We start from the raw sequence: 15,685 nt of genomic DNA, 5'->3' as shown, positions 1-15,685 counted from the left end.
TCTTGTTGACCCTAGATTTACTTTCCTCAATCTCGGGTGCTTGAACTTCTAAGAGATTAGATCTTTGGCGAGTTCAACAGTGCCCCGCTGAGCCACAATCCGGGCAGGAACACCCACCGCGACAGAATAGGGTGGGATATCTTTGGTGACTACTGCTCCAGCACCAATGACGCTGCCTTCGCCAATAGTGACGCCATCTAGCACCTTCACGCCACTACCAAGCCAGCAGTCATCTCCGATCGTAATTCCTTTGCGGCTGACACCCTGCTCACGAATTTTACGATCGCGCTCAGCAAATTCATGATTATTAGCAAAAATGCCAACATGCGCTGCAATTAGGCAATCCTGACCAATTTTAATGTTTCCGGGACCAGCAATACAGGTGTAGGGGCCAATCGAGGTGCGTGGGCCAATCTCAATCAGGCAATCACCTCGACTAACGCGAATATCAACGCCAATATCAATTTGCACGCGATCGCCTAGAGTGATTTTGCTATGAGACCCACTGGCGTTCAGGCGAGCACCTCGATTGATCGTCACCTGATTTCCGAGTTCAATCTGATGAGCGCCTAAAAATTCTACCCCTGGCTGAAGCTGAACTGATGAGCCCAGTTGCTGAAATACAAAGCGATACAGAATTCTGCGGAGGGCAAAACCGGGCGAGAGAGGAACCCAACCTGCCAAAACTAACAGTAGCGCTTCTAGACGCTGAGAGGAGCGGCTGGACGGCGTGACAGTTTCAGAACTCATTGTGATCTCTGCTTCAATTATTTTTTTCCTTCAGGATTTGATTGACTAGGCTCCAAACACTGCCACTGCGATCGCCCGACTGAAACTCTTGCAACAGCTTTTTGGCGCGATAAATCTTACGTTTGGCCCGTTGAGTCAAAGTACGTTGGTTAGTGATGAAGTAATAGTATCTATCTTGAGTGAAGGCATCGGCTTGCTCATCTTGCAAGATAAATCGAGGATGAATGAGAGGAAATGACAACTCGTTCACAGGTAGCCCTGCCCGCCAATCGTAGCTATCACGGGTATGGGTTGATTCGGAGCCAAAACCAAGGTTTGAAACCATATTGACTTTAGGCACAATGCACAGACCACTTTGCACCCAGCAAGAAAAAATCCACTGGTAGTCCCAAGTATCTTTGCGATCGCTGTACACCTCTTCAAACCGGGCTGCCCACCAATCAACCATTTTGGGGTCACCTAGCCAATCTAGCAGCCAGCCATTGTCACGAATTTCAGGCCACACCTTCATATTCACATCGTAGTGCTGCCAAGCCCGTCGCCAAGTCGCCCAACCCCAAAAATGAGTGTAGCGAGAAAAGTAATAACTCGCGTCATTGCGTTGGTGATCAGTTTGGAAGTTATCTCCCGTCACAGCCATGATTCGGTCATCTTGCCGATAGCGCTCGAGCATTTCTTCACAGAAGCGAAAAAAGCTGGGATGAGGCACACAGTCGTCCTCAAAAATTATTGCCTCTTCAACATTTTGGAACACCCAATCCAAGCCGCTGTAAATCCGCTCCTTGCAACCCAAATAAGTATCTGCGTAGTTCGTTAAAACCTCACAATCCCAGTCAACTCGCTCAATGATGGAGCGGGCAGCCTTGCATTTCGCAACTTCTTCTGGGTGGGTGGGGCGACCCATATTCGAAACTACTAAGAGCTTGGGAGGTTTAGCCTGACGAATCGCTTCAAAGACTTTCTCGGTTGTATCGGGTCGCCTAAAAATCAATAGAGCGACTGGGGTTTTGAGTTGCCAATCCGTCATGTCCTCATTCCTGCATTAATCTCAAGCGGGCGCTTAAAGGGGATGTTTCGTGACTACACTAGGTTCAGCCAAAATCTCGCTATACAGCGCTTCAAGCTTGGCGATACTGTGTTTTTGATCAAACTGTTGCTCAATCCTCTGACGGCCCGCGATCGCCATTTGATTTCGCATTTCAGGATTGTTGAAAATAACCAGCAAATGCTCTGCGATCGCCTCCCAATCTCGTTCTGCCGTCAAGAAACCTGTCTCTCCATGAACCACCGCTTCGGGAATTCCCGCATGAATTGACCCTATCACAGGTAGTTGCATAGCCAGTGCTTCTGTGACCACATTTGGTAAGCCTTCAGAATCGCCCGTGGCCGCAGTGATGCTAGGGGCACAAAGCACATTGGCCCGATTCATCCACTCTTTCACGGTGGGATGAGGCTGGGGCCCCAAAAAACGATATTGCTTCAAGACACTCCGAGCTAAGCTCTCTAACTCAGCTCTTTGCGGTCCATCCCCAATCAACACCAGTTCTACGTCAGGTCGGGCTGCTTGTACCGCAGCCATTGCCCGGATCAAGTATTCACAGCCTTTTTTCTCAACCAACCGCCCGACAAACAAGACTACTGGCTCACGGGTTAAAGTTGGGTCAAAGCTGAACTTGTCGAGATTCACGCCGTTATAGATGACCACCGCCTTCTCAGGTGGGCAACCCTTTTCTACCACCTTGTGGCGAATAAAATCGGACACACCAATGCAATAACGAGCCGTTTGAAAGAGTTCGGGCCGTCGCTGTACGTAATAGTCTCGGAAGAACTGTCCACGGCGATGCCAAAAATCAAGGACTGACGGTGCCCTTTGTCCCGGCTTCAGATCCATGCCTGTGATGTCATTGCCGCGAAATGTCACAACTAGGGGCAACTGTAGCCGCCGCGCCAACCGCATTCCCCAGATTCCATCTAGTCCAAAATGAGCATGGATCAAGTTGGGCGATAACGCTTGTAGGCTCTGTAACCATTGAGGGTGAACTACACCGCCTAGCTTAAAGGCCATTTTCCAGACACCCGCTGATTGAACAAAGTCGCTCAAGGTGAGACTTCTATCAGCGGGAATTAAAGATGTGGCATTAGCGGTACGCGAGGTGCCTACGTATAACCCTGTATAAGCAGTCAAACTTTCCACTTGAGCAGGAATAAAGGTTTCCGAGTAGGGAAGTAACAGATCCCGATAGATGATTACTCTTCTCTGCATTACGTGGGCTCCAAGTCGCAGACTCCTCCTCTGCAATTAAATCGGCAACCTTGAGCAAGTAGCTATGACTCGACCCGTCAACCTGACAATTTTTAACAAAACAGCTCTTCTCTGTCAGGTTTGTGTGAAGCGAGTTAGCGATCGCCACTTCAAATCTGCCTAAAGCGATCGCCAAGTTGTTAGCTTAGGCTAAGCAGCACCACTTTACCGCTTCACAGAACTCCGTTGAAGCAGATTAACCCCCTTCACTTTGAAGTGTGGCTTCAGTTAGACCGAGGTAGAAAGAGAGTTAGGGTATCTACTTGCTGCTTTCACCTCTAAGTACTTTTCCCGCCAAAGGAAGAAAGGACTAATCAGAATTCCTAGCAGTAGCTCCATTTCGCAAGCGGCAACCACATCAGTTTTAATCACTGAGTAGTACTTGATGAAGTGCAGCAGCACCTTGCGAACATCATTGGCTAGGTAGATTGGAAAGGCGAAGGGTCTTTGCCACGGCTTGAAGCCAATCATCCGAATGTGGTGACGACCTAGCCCCGCGCCTCGACACAAGTTGAGCAAATAAGCTTTTTCTAGACGGGACTTGGGAATTTCGTGATAAATACACATGGCTGGGTTATGCCAAATTTCCCAGCCTCCACGCTTGAGGTAAGCCAAAGCTTCAATATCTTCGCTTTTGGCAGATAGGGACGTTCCGACAGGACCCCGTAACAGAAGGCGAGAAGGCACATTCTCCAACCAAGCTTGCTTACGGACCACCAGGCCTGCACCAGGAGGCAGTACCTTGGTGTCATACCGGAATACCTGCTGACCGCGATCAATAATTGCTAGGAATGCAGCAATTCGCTCAAAGTTCTGAGGGGGTGCAACTTCAAAGTTTCCCCGAATCTGACTACCATAAGCCCCTGCTTCGGGATGCTGTTGGCCAAAGGCACAGGCTTTCGCAACCCAATCTGGGGTGGGCAAATTATCGTCATCTAAAAACCCAATGAAGGTACCTTGGGCCTCGCGAATCGCCCGCTGTCTGGCAAACGCTGCCCCTTGCTCCCCTTCAAAGGTGTATCGGATGGGATAAGCTTGGGGCCAGTTGGTTTGGTAAGCTTCAACGACCTTTTTGGTGTTATCAGTGCTTTTGTTATCGACAATCAGCACTTCCCAAGAGAACCCCTCCGTTCCCACCTGCGATCGCAACCGATCCAAAACAGCAGGTAGACGCTTTTCCCCGTTATAAGTACGTATGGCGACAGTAAAGTCAATCATATGTTTGCGATCGCTCTCAGTATTCCTGTCTTGGACGTTGCTCCCCAAAACCGCGAGCCGAAGTAAGAGTGAATTAAGCTTGTGTAATTAAATACCAATTTGCGGGAAACACGAAGCTAAGGTTTACAGTTGGATGGTCCATTCGGCTAAACAGATTCTAGATCTGTTTAAATTACTCAAGGTTCCTCTAAAAGTAAAGTCGAGCTTATGTAAATTTGCGGAGCATAACTGCACTATATTCCGGATGTCTTAAGCGCTGCTATTCCTAGGCTGGCATCTTCATGCCAACTTTAAACTAGGTGCAGGGTTCCAGCACCCATATAAAGCTTAAGTAAAATTCCTTAGCTTGACGCGCATTATTGGTTCTTATAATAACCAGTTTCCAGCAAATTTCCGTTCGTGAATATGGTTGATGAATGCTCCTCTGAGGCAGGTTGCTAGCCGTACAGAGCCTACCCCGAGTGGGTGAGAGTTCTTTAGACGTGATCTAAAAAACTCTCATCAGGACTACTGAGATTAACTGGAGTTTAGCGGGGGTTTGAATAGCACTCGGCATTCCAGACTGCGACTAAGGTAGCCAGGTTAAGCAACGACCCAGTTGACCAAGGTGCGGACCCCGTAGCCCGTGGCTCCAGCACTGTTATAGCCATTTTCCTTGTCTGCCCAAACTGGGCCAGCGACATCGAGATGAGCCCACGGCGTTTCTTTCACAAACTGTTTTAAGAAGAGAGCCGCAGTAATGGAGCCACCAGGACGAGGACCAGTATTTTTCATGTCTGCGATCATCGATTTCAGACCGTCAAAGTATTTTTCTTCCATTGGCATTTGCCAGAGCTTTTCACCTGCGGATTCAGCCGCATTTAGTAACTCCGCAGCCAAGGTATCGTCACTACTCCAGAGACCCGCAATATCATCACCTAAGGCAACGACACAGGCTCCAGTGAGGGTGGCTAAATCTACGATTGCATCGACACCGAGTTTTTCGGTAAACACCAGGGCGTCGGCCAAGGTAAGACGGCCTTCTGCGTCGGTGTTATTCACTTCGATGGTTTTGCCGTTGGAAGCAGTCAGTACATCGCCAGGACGCAAGGCTCGACCGCTGATCATGTTCTCAGTTGCGGCGCTGATGAAATGCACTTCTACATCGGGTTTAATTTGCGCGATCGCCTTAGCAGCACCCAAGGTTGCAGCGGCACCCCCCATGTCGGTTTTCATCATCTCGATGCCGCTGCCTGCCCCTTTGATGTTGAGGCCACCAGAGTCAAAGGTGAGTCCTTTCCCCACGATCGCAACTTTGCGTCGAGGAGTGCCGTTGGGCTTGTAAGTGATGTGAATAAACTTAGGCGGAATATCAGAAGCTCTAGCCACGCCCAAGAAAGCTCCCATGCCCAGCTTTTCGCAGTCTTCTTGCTCCAGAATCTCAATTTCTAAGCCGTGTTCTTGGGCGATCGCTTCAGCCGTTTCTGCCATCGTCAGTGAAGTGACCACGTTGGGAGGAGCAGCAACCAGTTCTCGCGCCAAAATTACTCCCGAACAAATCTGCCGCGCCCGCTGAATGGCAGCGCTTTGGTCACCGACACCTAAAATCTCAATTTGTTCTATCTGGGAGTTTTTGTCTTCCGATTCTGACTTGAAGCGGGTGTCCTGATAGGCGGCTAACTCTGCCCCTTCGGCGATCGCTTGCACAGTAGCTTCAGTCTGACTATTCCATACCGGGAACTGAATAGCCAAGGTCTTGCCTTTTTCTTTTTTCGCTTGTCGCATACTCAAAGCTGCGGCCCGTCTTAAACTTTCTAGTTTTAGCGAGTCGGGTTTGCCTAAACCAACTAAAAGCACTTTGCGAATGGCACTGCCACCGCCTACACGGGCAAGAGCACTGCTGCCTTCTTTCCCCTTAAAATCAGCCTCAGCCATTAACTCTTTTAAGGTGCCTGCGAGTTTCTCATCCAAGGTCGCTAGATCACCCGTCAGTTCCACCCCATCTTCAAACAACCCTAGAGCTAAAATGTCTCCCGCCCAGTTTAGGCATGAGGTATCTGTCGCGCGAACATCCATCCCTTCTTGTCCTTCTAAATCAAAGACTTCTCTATTTCTTCAGGCTACTAGTTGCAAGAGAAAATTTTTCGGATTAACTCCAAAAAAGTGACGATTTTTCCCTGATTCTCTCCTACGAACTAGCGCACCAAATGGAAGTACCAGCCTGATCACTTTTCAACTATTGTCGGATCTAGGTAGAATTCCCTGTTTAAAGGAGCAAGACCTAGGGCGGAAACGGAATTAAAAATGCTAGAGTCTCATGGGATTCGGTCCAAATCTTCGAGCGAGGACGCATGCTGAAGCGACGAGGCACGCAAGTTTCTTTGGCCATTGGAGCAGGGCTGTGCGCCTTACTCTTAGGGGCAACGTTGTCGGTTACAACCAGCGGTTTCACTCGCAAATGGCAAAGCTGGATTCAACCACAGCCGTCATCTCTGCCCAGCCAAAGCCAAGCTGCTGACTCTGCCGTTGCGGCTTTAGCCGACCTATCTCCCGAGCAACGAGCCGCCAAACTAGCAGCGATCGCCCAAGGCAAACAAGGAGCAGACCGCAACCGCGCTCGCTATTTGCTAGCAAGTGATGCAATTCGGCAACGCCAAGGAGAAAAAGCGCTCCAGTGGCTCAAGGGTTTAGAGTCAGATTACCCGGAGCTTGCTGCCTACGTTGCTTTTAAGCAGGCCCAAGCTTATACGGTTAGTGGCAAAACAGCCGAGGCAGCCGCCGCTTGGAAAAGTCTGCTGCGACAATATCCGGATCACCCCGTCGCTGCCGAAGCTTTATTCGTGCTAGGCCGCCAAGATCGGCAGTATTGGGACCAAGCGATTGCCAAGTTTCCAACTTATCCTCGCACTCAAGACATCATTCGGCAACGCCTGCGCCAGAACCCAAATCAGCCAAAATTGCTCTTAATTTTGGCTAAGTATGGCATTAATGCTCCAGGCATTGTCCCGGTGCTGAATCGGCTAACCGAAAACGCCAGCTTTACCGCTACACTCCAGCCCGAAGATTGGGAAGCGATCGCCTTTAACTACTGGGAGCACCAGGAATATGGCAAAGCCGCAGAAGCTTATGCCCGTGCCCCTCGTAATTCCCTCAACACATATCGGATTGGGCGCGGGTTGCAACTCAGCGGCTTAAACTCTCAAGCCTACCGAGCTTACCAACTGTTAGCCACCGCTTTCCCCCAAGCTGAGGAAACGGCCACAGCTCTAATTCGCATGGCTCAGCTTACGCCTAAACCGATTAATGGCATTCCCTATCTAGATCGAGTCATTAGCCAATTCCCCGACCAGGCAGCAGAAGCCCTGATGGTCAAGGCTGACATTCTAGAAGGCTTAGGTAGTGGCAAATCAGCCGCGCAATCTCGCCAATCGGTTTTGAGCCAGTATCCAAAATCAGATGCTGCCGCCGAAATTCGCTGGAAACAAGCCCAGCGCCAAGCCAACACCGGAAACTTTTTGGCTGCTTGGCAGTGGGCTGAACCGATTACCAAGCAAAACTCTGAGAGTGAATTCGCCCCAGAAGCCGCTTATTGGGTGGGTAAGTGGGCGAACCAAATTGGGCGTGAGCAAGATGCCACAAGTGCCTTTGAGTATGTCTTGGCGAAATATCCAGAGTCTTATTATGCTTGGCGATCGGCTGTACAGCTAGGCTGGAACGTAGGCGATTTTGATAGCGTCCGTCAACTCCAGCCTCAAGTTGTGCGCTCTGGTCACTCCAGCCCATTACCCACGGGTTCTGCCACCTTGCAAGAGCTGTATCAGTTGGGGCAAAGCCAAGATGCTTGGGCGCTCTGGCAAGTAGAATTCAAAAATCCCACTAAGCCAACGGTAGCGGAGCAGTTTACCGATGGGGTGTTGCGAGTAGGAGTGGGCGATCATCTCGATGGCATTTTTATGTTGTCGAGCTTGGCTTGGCGCGAAAAAACTGAGGAGCGATCGCAATACCAAACCCTTAAGCAACAGCCTGCTTTCTGGCAAGCACTGTATCCTTTTCCCTTTCTGCAACCCATCGAGGCTTGGTCGCAAGAACGGCAACTCAATCCCCTGCTTGTCACAGCCTTAATCCGCCAGGAATCCCGGTTTCAGCCGCAAATTCGCTCTGTTGTGGGAGCAACTGGACTGATGCAAGTCATGCCCGAGACAGCTTCTTGGATCGCCTCGCAAATTAAGCTGAAGCAGTACAAACTGGACAAACCGGAAGACAACATCAAACTAGGTACCTGGTATTTAGCCTACACCCACCGCGAGTACGACAATAACTCTCTCTTCGCGGTTGCCAGTTACAATGCGGGTCCCGGGGCTGTAGCGGGTTGGGTAGATAAAAACACTTTCAGCGATCTTGATCAATTTGTGGAAGCAATCCCCTACGGCGAAACCAAAGGCTACGTGAAGTCGGTGTTTGAAAACTACTGGAACTATCTACGCCTCTACAATCCAGAAGTTTCCCAACAGGTCGAACAGGTCGCCCAAGCTTCCGACAGTTACCAATCCGCCTTCAAGTTTTAATTAAGTTCTAATTGGGATACCTAACATAAAAAAGACACCTCTGTTGAAATACTCAACAAAGGTGTCTTACAGCCATGATGGACGAGGGCTGTTTTAGAAGTTCATTTCAGCAGCTTGCACTTTCTCAACCTGCTTCTTCTTCAGGACAAGCATAATTTGAGAGAGAGTGATTGCAGCGAAGAAGGCAACCAAGCCTTGGATGCGAGCAGGGCTTTGCAGCACGATTTCTGTATCAACCTGACCGAAGCCACCCACGTTAGGATCAGTCGTGAGCGCTTCACCCGCTTTCACTTCTTGGCCTTCCGCGACTACTAGCTCAGGACCCGCTGGAATGTTGTCTACAGCGGTGCCACCGTCAGCAGATTGAATGGTGACAGCATAACCACCACTTTCGGCTTTAGTAATTTGGGTAATTTTCCCAGCAGCAGAAGCGTTGTAAATCGTGTTGTTGCTCTTGTCACCAGTAGGATAAACCTGGCCACGACCACGATTACCACCCACGTTGATTGGGTATTTACCAAATTTCACAGACTTATCGGCGTTAGGGTCGGGGGAGAGGACTGGGAAGGTCAGCTCTTGATACTGCTCTCCAGGTAACGGACCCACTACCACGATATTGTCCTTGTCGGCACTGTAGGGTTGGAAATACAGACCGCCAATTTTTTCCTTCATTTCTTCAGGAATTCTGTCCTCAGGAGCGATCTTAAAGCCCTTAGGCAGGATCAGGACCGCACCAACGTTCAGAGGACCTTTTTCACCATTGCCCAACACCTGCTGTACGTTGGTGTCGTAAGGAATCTTGACGACTGCTTCAAACACCGTATCTGGAAGAACGGCTTGAGGTACTTCTACTTCAGTCCGCTTAGCGCCTAAGTGACAGTTGGCGCAAACAATCCGACCTGTGGCCTCACGAGGATTCTCGTAAGCTTGCTGAGCATAGACCGGATAAGCAGCAGCAGAGTGAGGCAGCATTAGATCGCTACCGAGCAAAATGGCGATCGCGCTGATAGCGGCAAGCGTAACGCGCCAGAGGTATCGCGGAGCGAATATCGCTGACAAAAAAGTTTTCTTCATCTGTAATGAGTCTTCAATAGCAAAGGATCAGGCAGTCAATACACAAGACAGGATGCAACGTCTCACGATTGGTAAAAATGATCAATTCCTAGGACCACCAAGGGTCATCACCTGTGCGGAAGTCAGTTTCAGTCCAAGGTGTAAAGGAGACTTTGTCCTCTTGGACAGTTGCGTGAACTAGGGCGAGGGACAGCGGTGCTGGACCCCGGACTACCTTGCCAGTGTTGTCATACTGCGAACCATGACAGGGACAGATGAACTTATTCTCGCCACTATTCCAGGGCACGACACAGCCCAAGTGGGTGCAGACCGCATTAATGCCGTAGCTGGCAAGGGCTTGCTCGCCTTCTACCACGATGTAGGTGGGGTCGCCTTTGAGCCCCTGAGCCAAAGAGCGCTCGCCAGTTTTGTGACTGGCAAGGAAGTCACTCACGAGGATGTCATTACCGAGCGCATCCTTCGCAGTAACCCCACCGCTACCGCTTCCACTAGACGGCGGGATAAAGTATTTGACCACAGGATATAGTGCGCCCAAGGCTGTGCCTGTGACCGCACCAAACGTGAGGAAATTCATAAATTGGCGACGACCCATGCTAGGTACGTCTGCAGATCCAGAGACTTGAGCCATGACCTATGCTTACGTATGTGTTAAGTTATGTGTCTTAGCCAACAGTTTGGGCTAATCTTAGAACCCTGTTAACCCCGCATATTTAAGTCTGTACGCCTAGACAGCAACCATAGCTAAAGTGAGTCTAATGCAACAGGCAGGGCGTTACAGTCCCTTGAAAGAAGCGGTTTTTAGCGCCTCATGGGTATTATTACATTTCTTGACGCTAGCATCATATCTGAGTCGGGGAGCCTGATAGCTATACGAAATGTAAACAAAATGCTTGATTCTAAATCGGTTGATCCAGAGTGAGTCATGACAGGACGAGACTTACATCAACTCATTCTCCGCAAATGGGGCCGTTCCTACGATGTTCAAGTGCGACGGACCCAGGGCAAAATCTTTGTTCAGGTCATGTGGAAGTATTTGGAGCAGGCTTCTTTTCCCCTCACGGAAGCCGAATATTTCGCCCATCTAGAAACCATCAGCAGCTACTTAGAGGCTTGGGGTGGCTTCAGCCAAGTGCAGCAGTTTGTTGAGCAGACTAAGGAACGGCCTCGCTTGGGTAAGGCTGTGAGCATCCCGCTGGATCTGGGCGATCGCGCTTCCGAGTGGTTGCTAGAAGAGTTTTAAGGTTACTGGTTTAATCTCCCTCTTTTGGGTGATATTCGATCGCTCTCTGGACAGATGGCTGATTTAGGCGATCGCGAAACACTATAAGCAAATAGTAGTTGATGAATATTGGTTTGTATTCTCAATTACTAAGGGCTAAGTGTTGGAAGTTTCTAGAGTTTTTCTAAAACCAACATTCTAGGTATCGAGGCAGGTTCTGGGCTTGGAACTTAAAGCTTTAGGCTGCCAAACATTTCAGTTGGTTTCAGTAAAACACAACTTCTTTTTAGCCGTTCTTATAGTTATTTAAATTACAACTAGTGCTAATAAGAACCTCGGTATTAGTAGAGTACCAATTCTTACATAGCTGTATTATTTTAATTCGCGTAAAAGACTTGGAGGCACTCTGAAACTGCTTGTCAGCAGTCATTTCAGGGAATGGTTCTATTTGCATCACAATCACTTCAGGCTCGATTTCATATTCGTAAATTCACACTTCCTTTAAAGATTAGGCTCTACACTTTATCGGCTCTATACGAAAATTTACAGGCATTGCCATTAGAGTTTGTAAATAGTAAATCTTCTCTTCAGCAAATAACCCTAAAGTCTAGATTTTCAAAACTAAGCAATCCAGGCTAATCAGCCACCATCTTTCTGAGATCAAAACTTGACCCAATTTCAGCAAACCTCTTCAGGTTTAGCTGCCTGTTTCTGCTGCCCAATGGTGCTATCTAGCTCACTTCAGAACCAACAAAAGCTCCTGTTGATTTGTATTTCGAGCTACTTATGGACAACCTGAATCCTTACACTCAGGACCCCTTGGTAGCCGTTTGCTCACCCAGTCCTGCCCTTTCGTCACTCAAATAGCCTCCATGGTAAAGACCCCAACTAAGCCCCTCGGCTTCCAAGAGTTTGTTGCAGTTCCCCCTGAAGCTGACTATCGGTTGCCCGATTTTAAGAAAAAGCAGATTTGGCAAAGATTACTTGTCGGGATGACTTGTCTGGGGTTAGGAGGGGCGGCGATCGCCTTTGGCCTGTCCTCCGTTACCTATCGACTGACCCATGCCACTGTAGATGGTGGGCTAATCAGTGGTCGAACTGTGCGGTTACGCGCTCCCATTGATGGCAAACTGAAAGCTTTTTACGCCCGTCCCGGTGCCCCAGTTAAATCAGGCCAGATTCTGGCTCGGCTGGAAAGCACAGCCCAGGTAGAGCAAAACTTGTTGCAGTTGCAGGGTGAAGTGCAAACCAAGACGGCACAGTTGGTCGCAGCCAAACAATCCCTAGTCTTTCTGCAGCAACAGCTAAGCAGCTTAGAAATTCAAGATAAGACCTTACAAAGAGTCAATACAGGTCTCTCTGCGAAGGAGGTTACGCACCAGCAAGCAGCCGTTGAGGCAGCAATGGCTAAGGAAAAAGCGGCTCGACTGGATTACCAGCGCTACCAGCAGTTATTGCAGGAAGGTGCGATTTCTCGTCAGAAGGTGGACCAACTAGAGTTCATCTGGAAATCAGCTGAAGCAGAAGTCAAGCAAGCCCAAGCCGAGTTGTCTTCAGCTCAAGCTTCCTTAGGTGCTTTACAAGACGGTGTGGCGCTGACTCCTGGTGCAACCTTGGCCGACCAACGCATGAACTTGATGCGGAGCGTTCAAGGCCAAGCGGCTCAAATTGAGACCCTCGAAGCTGAGCTAGACAGCAGCCAAAAACAATTGAAAAAAGCCCAGGCAGAGTTTAGCGATCGCCAAGACATTGAAATTTCAGCTCCCTTTACAGGCGTGGTCTACAGTACCGAGCACGACCAAGGCGAGCAAGTGAACCGCCCCGACACCCTGATTACCTTGTTGGACTGTAATGACCTCTGGGTAGAAACTTTGGTCTCTACCCAACAAGCAAACCAAATTGATAGTACTAAGCCAGTGCGAGTGCAACTTGCTGGAGCTGAAGACACCTTCGTCGGCGAAGTGGAGCTGATTGAGGCAGTGAACCGCGCTGAATTGGCAAAAGACCAGGCCCAGGCTTTAGTGCCTGCGGTCGCCTCTAATTTAGTTGGCCAACCCTTAGCCAAGGTGACTGTACGCATTCCTCCTGCGCCTCAGCAGTCTCAGACCAACCAGTTTTGTGGCGTCGGCCAATCAGCTCGCATGACCTTTGGCACCAAACTGTTGGCAGGTAAATAGTTTTGGGTTGCTTCGGGTTGCAATGGCGATCGCCTGCTGTCGCAACTTTCAATTCCTTCCGTCCAGGCATCAGGGTGCAACGAGCCAGTCTCTCTCATGCTTTGTGCTGCTTACTCAGGAATTATTTGAGTCATTATGAAATCTACTGCATCAGCCTCTTCTAAACCCCTGAGCGCCCAACTTAACTTGTTGGCATTCCTGTTTTTTCCAGTCTTGGGCTTGACAGGTCTCTACGTCTTACAAAACCCTGGCAACCTAGCCATTTGGGATGTGTTTGGCCTGATTAGCTTGGGCGTAGTGGGTGTATGGCGCTGGGCTTGGTTTCTCTTACGCCTGTTGCGATCGCGGATTTACCTGCACTGGGTCTTTCCTAAGTGGCGGCGCTGGGCCAATAAAGTTCCGGTTGAGCATCTGCCTCACGTTTGTTTGCTCGTCCCAACTTATAAAGAGAAACCCTGGATTACCGAGCGAGTCTTTCGGGCGATCGCGCGAGAAGCTAGAGATTTAGTGCACCCGATTACTGTTCTAGTCAGTAGCAGCAGTGACGAAGAAAATGCCTCGATTGTAGAGATCCTCAAAGCCGAAGATCCAGAACTCAAAACCGTTCGTCTGGTTTTAATGACGCAGAAAGACGGTAAGCGCAAAGCGATGGCCGATGGTCTGAGAGAACTCGCACAACTGAATTTGCCTGCGGATACGATTGTGGCGTTGATGGATGGTGACTCAGAACTAGCTCCCGGCACGCTGCGCCAGTGTCTACCCTTTTTCCTCATGTTCCCCAAAATGGGAGCTTTAACCACTGACGAGTTACCAGTGGTTCAAGGTTCTTATCTGTTTTCTGAATGGTTTCACCTGCGGTTTGCCCAACGCCACAGCCAAATGTGCTCGGACTCGCTCTCGCGCAAGGTGATGTGCTTGACAGGCCGCTTCTCTCTGTTTCGGGCAGAGGCAGCGTTACATCCTACCTTTGCCATGCAGCTGGAAAACGACACACTGGATGATTGGCTCTGGGGACAATTCAAGTTTCTGTCTGGAGATGATAAGAGTACTTGGTTTTGGCTGCTGCAACGTGGCTATGAAATGCTCTACATCCCCGATGTAGTTGTCTACTCGATTGAGACAATTTCGGGTTCCTTTGTCGATCGCGCTTACCAGAACATGCGGCGCTGGTACGGCAACATGCTGCGGAACAACAACCGCGCGATCGCGCTTGGCCCTCATCGCATCGGTTGGACTGCTTGGTACAGCTTGCTCGACCAACGCATTAGTATTTGGACTTCTCTGATTACGCCTGGTCTACTAGTCATTTCGTTTCTGCAAGGCAATTGGGTTGCGGTTGGGATCATTTCGTCCTGGATTTGCTTTAGCCGTCCACTGATGTTGCTGCTGATTTTCTGGGGTCGGAGTTCTGAGCTGCGCCCAATTCACTTCCCCATTTTGCTGCTGTCGCAGTGGGCATCGGCTTTAGTCAAGGTGTGGACACTGATGAATTTGGCCAAGCAGAATTGGTCTAACCGGGGCAATCAGAGCATTTCGGCAGAAGGCTCTGGTTTGGAAAGAGCCGCCAAGCTGGGCACTTCTCGATTTTTGTTGGGGGCTCAAGCCTTTAGTTTCGTGATTTTCCTCTTATGGCTATCTGGCTCCCTTAGCCCCATTTGGGATTTGGAGGGCTGGTGGCTCAACCGCCAAGTGGTAGCGCAGCAAATGCCGTTGGAAATTGTCGAGGCGATCGATCGCGGGGTGATTCCTAACGATAATCGAGATGATTCTGCTGCTTTACAGGCATTAATTGCTCGCTTGCCGCAATCCAGTCAGGTACAGATTAATTTGCCCATTGGTGAAATTGATTTATTTCAACCTGTAGAAATTAATCGCAGCGACATCAAGCTCAAGGGACAAGGCATGTCACGGACGATTTTGCAGGCTCATTTCGCTCGCGAAGCTGGAGAAGCGGTGCTTTCTATTCAACCTAAGGGAGAGGGCGATCGCGTCACGAAATCTACAGCTCAGCCCGTCTCTCACACCGCTAAGGCCGTTGTAGACAAGCTAAGAAATGTGGAGTTAAGTGGCTTTACGATGCGGCAGATTTTGCCCAAGTCTGCGGTTGTTGCCGAATATGCGATCGATAGTATTTACTTACGCCAAGTTGAGCAAGCCACTGTGAAGAATCTGCATCTGGAGCGGAGTGGTCGCAATCCCCTAGTGCTGAACTCAACGCAAGATGTAACGGTGGAATATGTGGCGGTAGATGGCAGTTTGAATCGGGGTGAGATTGTGATGGAGGATGCGGTCAATACCCAAACGAAAGGGGTGACTTTGCCGACTTCGTTATCTCAGGGGGCTTAGATTTCATTTGCTAAAACCAAGTCCTTGAGGGCGCTTGCCCCCAAACCCCCGCTGA

The 15,685-nt window shown here is 49.6% G+C and carries 11 protein-coding genes; 4 read left to right on the top strand and 7 right to left on the bottom strand.

The genetic code is table 11. From position 1 onward, the window contains the following. Positions 1 to 48: 48 nt before the first annotated feature. The 5 genes from H6F72_RS30675 to H6F72_RS01725 form a co-directional block, all read right to left on the bottom strand. Positions 49 to 750, bottom strand: a complete 702-nt coding sequence (locus H6F72_RS30675) for an acyltransferase (protein ID WP_190431305.1) — start codon at positions 748 to 750, stop codon at positions 49 to 51. Between the two features lie 13 nt (positions 751 to 763). After that, positions 764 to 1,777, bottom strand: coding sequence for a glycosyltransferase family 2 protein (locus H6F72_RS01740; protein ID WP_190431304.1), 1,014 nt, complete (start codon positions 1,775 to 1,777; stop codon positions 764 to 766). Positions 1,778 to 1,810: 33 nt separating this feature from the next. Further along, complete coding sequence (locus tag H6F72_RS01735) at positions 1,811 to 3,013, bottom strand: glycosyltransferase (RefSeq protein WP_190431303.1); 1,203 nt, start codon at positions 3,011 to 3,013, stop codon at positions 1,811 to 1,813. A 267-nt stretch (positions 3,014 to 3,280) separates the two neighbouring features. After that, complete coding sequence (gene hpsE / locus H6F72_RS01730) at positions 3,281 to 4,270, bottom strand: hormogonium polysaccharide biosynthesis glycosyltransferase HpsE (protein ID WP_190431302.1); 990 nt, start codon at positions 4,268 to 4,270, stop codon at positions 3,281 to 3,283. Positions 4,271 to 4,852: 582 nt separating this feature from the next. Further along, positions 4,853 to 6,325 carry a leucyl aminopeptidase gene (locus H6F72_RS01725; RefSeq protein WP_190431301.1) on the bottom strand — a complete coding sequence of 491 codons (1,473 nt, stop codon included), beginning with the start codon at positions 6,323 to 6,325 and terminating at the stop codon, positions 4,853 to 4,855. 275 nt (positions 6,326 to 6,600) lie between these two features. Here H6F72_RS01725 and H6F72_RS01720 point away from each other — a divergent pair, with 275 nt between their 5' ends. Continuing rightward, positions 6,601 to 8,814 (top strand): transglycosylase SLT domain-containing protein, encoded by a 2,214-nt coding sequence (locus H6F72_RS01720; RefSeq protein WP_190431300.1) that lies wholly within the window; start codon positions 6,601 to 6,603, stop codon positions 8,812 to 8,814. A 93-nt stretch (positions 8,815 to 8,907) separates the two neighbouring features. Here H6F72_RS01720 and petA read toward each other — a convergent pair whose 3' ends face one another. Further along, the gene (petA, locus tag H6F72_RS01715; RefSeq protein WP_190431299.1) at positions 8,908 to 9,888 is read right to left on the bottom strand and encodes a cytochrome f; all 981 of its coding nucleotides are present in this window, start codon (positions 9,886 to 9,888) and stop codon (positions 8,908 to 8,910) included. 88 nt (positions 9,889 to 9,976) lie between these two features. Next, positions 9,977 to 10,516: a cytochrome b6-f complex iron-sulfur subunit gene (gene petC / locus H6F72_RS01710; RefSeq protein WP_190431298.1), complete on the bottom strand. Its 540-nt coding sequence runs from the start codon at positions 10,514 to 10,516 to the stop codon at positions 9,977 to 9,979. 294 nt (positions 10,517 to 10,810) lie between these two features. Between petC and H6F72_RS01705 the strand changes: the two genes are divergently transcribed. The 3 genes from H6F72_RS01705 (at position 10,811) to H6F72_RS01695 (ending at position 15,630) form a co-directional block, all read left to right on the top strand. Then, positions 10,811 to 11,128: a DUF3067 family protein gene (locus H6F72_RS01705; protein WP_190431297.1), complete on the top strand. Its 318-nt coding sequence runs from the start codon at positions 10,811 to 10,813 to the stop codon at positions 11,126 to 11,128. An 851-nt stretch (positions 11,129 to 11,979) separates the two neighbouring features. Further along, positions 11,980 to 13,284, top strand: coding sequence for an HlyD family secretion protein (locus H6F72_RS01700; protein ID WP_190431296.1), 1,305 nt, complete (start codon positions 11,980 to 11,982; stop codon positions 13,282 to 13,284). 135 nt (positions 13,285 to 13,419) lie between these two features. Then, complete coding sequence (locus H6F72_RS01695) at positions 13,420 to 15,630, top strand: glycosyltransferase (protein ID WP_190431295.1); 2,211 nt, start codon at positions 13,420 to 13,422, stop codon at positions 15,628 to 15,630. The last annotated feature ends 55 nt before the right edge of the window (positions 15,631 to 15,685 follow it).

It is taken from the genome of Trichocoleus sp. FACHB-46 (assembly GCF_014695385.1).
GTDB lineage: Bacteria > Cyanobacteriota > Cyanobacteriia > FACHB-46 > FACHB-46 > Trichocoleus.
Note: the sequence above shows the minus strand (reverse complement) of the source record. Positions and strands in the feature narration are given on the sequence as shown.

What these genes read in the sequence shown, in the direction of transcription:
- H6F72_RS30675 (WP_190431305.1), bottom strand. Translation starts at nt 750, where the DNA reads ATGAGTTCTGAAACTGTCACGCCGTCCAGCCGCTCCTCTCAGCGTCTA.
- H6F72_RS01740 (WP_190431304.1), bottom strand. Translation starts at nt 1,777, where the DNA reads ATGACGGATTGGCAACTCAAAACCCCAGTCGCTCTATTGATTTTTAGG.
- H6F72_RS01735 (WP_190431303.1), bottom strand. Translation starts at nt 3,013, where the DNA reads ATGCAGAGAAGAGTAATCATCTATCGGGATCTGTTACTTCCCTACTCG.
- hpsE (WP_190431302.1), bottom strand. Translation starts at nt 4,270, where the DNA reads ATGATTGACTTTACTGTCGCCATACGTACTTATAACGGGGAAAAGCGT.
- H6F72_RS01725 (WP_190431301.1), bottom strand. Translation starts at nt 6,325, where the DNA reads ATGGATGTTCGCGCGACAGATACCTCATGCCTAAACTGGGCGGGAGAC.
- H6F72_RS01720 (WP_190431300.1), top strand. Translation starts at nt 6,601, where the DNA reads ATGCTGAAGCGACGAGGCACGCAAGTTTCTTTGGCCATTGGAGCAGGG.
- petA (WP_190431299.1), bottom strand. Translation starts at nt 9,888, where the DNA reads ATGAAGAAAACTTTTTTGTCAGCGATATTCGCTCCGCGATACCTCTGG.
- petC (WP_190431298.1), bottom strand. Translation starts at nt 10,516, where the DNA reads ATGGCTCAAGTCTCTGGATCTGCAGACGTACCTAGCATGGGTCGTCGC.
- H6F72_RS01705 (WP_190431297.1), top strand. Translation starts at nt 10,811, where the DNA reads ATGACAGGACGAGACTTACATCAACTCATTCTCCGCAAATGGGGCCGT.
- H6F72_RS01700 (WP_190431296.1), top strand. Translation starts at nt 11,980, where the DNA reads ATGGTAAAGACCCCAACTAAGCCCCTCGGCTTCCAAGAGTTTGTTGCA.
- H6F72_RS01695 (WP_190431295.1), top strand. Translation starts at nt 13,420, where the DNA reads ATGAAATCTACTGCATCAGCCTCTTCTAAACCCCTGAGCGCCCAACTT.